Here is a 1901-nt window from a genome sequence, read left to right on the forward strand (position 1 = left end):
GAAGGCCTGGTGATTACCGATGAACCTCTGCGGGCCGAACTGTTGCGCAGCCTGTGCGGCTTTGCCCATGCGCTGAATGCACGGCTGCGCAGCGAGGACGAACTGGCCGCCGCCCGGCCCTGGCTGGCCCGGCCCGAAGCGATCAGCCCGCACAACGTGTGCGACGCCATCCTGCGCGAAATCGGCGGGCACTGCTCGCGGCTGGCCGAACAGCAGCAGATCAGCGACTGGCGCTACAGCCTGCTGGAACAGCGGCTGGTGGGCCTGACCGAAGTGCAAGCCACCTGCGAGCGGATCAAGGGCACGCCGTTGCCGTTCCCCTATACGCTGTTTCTGCACCGCACCATCTACATCGTCTGCCTGCTGCTACCGTTTGCCCTGGCCGAGCCGCTGGGCTGGCTGGCGCCGCTGTTCACCACCATCGTGGGATACACGTTCTTCGGGCTGGATGCGATTGGCAACGAACTGGAAGACCCGTTCGGGCGCGACGAGAACGACCTGCCGACCGATGCCATGGTACGGACCGTGGAGCGCGATGTGCTGGCGGGGTTGGGGGAACAACAGCTACCGCCGATGTTGTTGCCGGTGGACCATGTACTGAGCTGACTGAATGCAGTGGCCTGTGCCGGCCCTTTCGCGGGTAAACCCGCTCCCACAGCGCCCCCACAGGTTTCGAACCCTGCGCGGTACCTGTGGGAGCGGGTTTACCCGCGAAGAGGCCAGAACAGGCGAAAGATCAGCCCCGGCTGGCACACGCCTCGATCGGTTTCAGGTGCTTGACGAAGTTGCACGGCCGGTGCCGCGCATCCAGCTGCTCCGCCAGGATGCCCTCCCACGCCGTACGGCAGGCCCCGGTGGAGCCCGGCAGGCAGCACACCAACGTGCGGTTGGACAGCCCGGCCAGCGCCCGGCTCTGCACGGTCGAGGTGCCGACATCAAGAATCGACAACGCCCGGAACAGTTCGCCAAAGCCATCGATGCGCTTGTCCAGCAGGCACTCGACCGCTTCAGGCGTGCTGTCACGGCCGGTAAAACCGGTACCGCCGGTGATCAGCACCACCTGCACCTGCTCGTCGGCAATCCAGGTGGCGACCTGGGCGCGGATCTTGTAAAGGTCGTCCTTGAGCAACGCCCGCGCCACCAAGCGGTGGCCGACCTCCACCGAGCGGCTGGCCAGCAGCTCACCGGAGGTGTCGTTGTCGTAGGTACGGGTGTCGCTGACAGTCAGCACGGCGATGTTGAGCGGTACGAAGACCGCGTCGGGTTGGACGCGCACGGTGGGGCTCCTCGAGTGGCATTGCCGCCACGCTAGAGGCATGGCCCAGGGGCGTCCAATCGATATGGCGTACCGACTGATCAATGACATCTATCGCAGACGTGGGTTAAGGTCTGCACAACCCGCTACCAGGCACTTCCATGGACATCAAGCAGCTCAAATTCCTCATCGCCCTCGACCAGACCCGCCACTTCGGCCAGGCGGCGGCGTTGTGCCATATCACCCAGCCGACGCTGTCCATGCGCCTGCCCAACCTGGAGGACGAGCTGGACCTGGTGCTGGTCAAACGCGGCCAGCGTTTCCAAGGCTTCACCGATGCCGGCGAGCGCAGCCTGGCCTGGGCCCGCACCCTGCTCGCCGCCCACGACGGCCTGCAGGCCGAGGCCGCCAGCTGCCGTGGCCAGGTAGTCGGCAGCCTGCGCCTGGGCACGGTGCCGCTGGCCAGTTTCAACCCGCTGCACCTGCTGATCGCGCTACGTGAAGAAGACCCCGAACTGCACTGCCACCTCAACTCGCTCAGCTCGGAAAAGGTCATCGACGCGCTCAGCCGCAACCAGCTCGACCTGGGCATCTGCTACCTGGACCAGGTCAACACCAGCTTCTTCGAAGTGATCGAACTGGGCAC

General features: G+C 65.4%; 3 protein-coding genes. 2 read left to right on the plus strand and 1 reads right to left on the minus strand.

Annotated elements, in window-relative coordinates:
* A partial coding sequence (locus JV551A3_RS23955) for a bestrophin family protein (protein ID WP_133979178.1) occupies positions 1-606 on the plus strand: 606 nt, incomplete at its 5' end.
* 130 nt (positions 607-736) lie between these two features.
* Here JV551A3_RS23955 and moaB read toward each other — a convergent pair.
* The gene (gene moaB, locus JV551A3_RS23965) at positions 737-1276 is read right to left on the minus strand and encodes a molybdenum cofactor biosynthesis protein B (protein WP_112254207.1); all 540 of its coding nucleotides are present in this window, start codon (positions 1274-1276) and stop codon (positions 737-739) included.
* 140 nt (positions 1277-1416) lie between these two features.
* Between moaB and JV551A3_RS23970 the strand changes: the two genes are divergently transcribed.
* The coding region (locus JV551A3_RS23970; protein WP_133979180.1) for a LysR family transcriptional regulator at positions 1417-1901 on the plus strand (485 nt) is incomplete at its 3' end.

It is taken from the genome of Pseudomonas inefficax, assembly GCF_900277125.1.
Classification (GTDB): domain Bacteria; phylum Pseudomonadota; class Gammaproteobacteria; order Pseudomonadales; family Pseudomonadaceae; genus Aquipseudomonas; species Aquipseudomonas inefficax.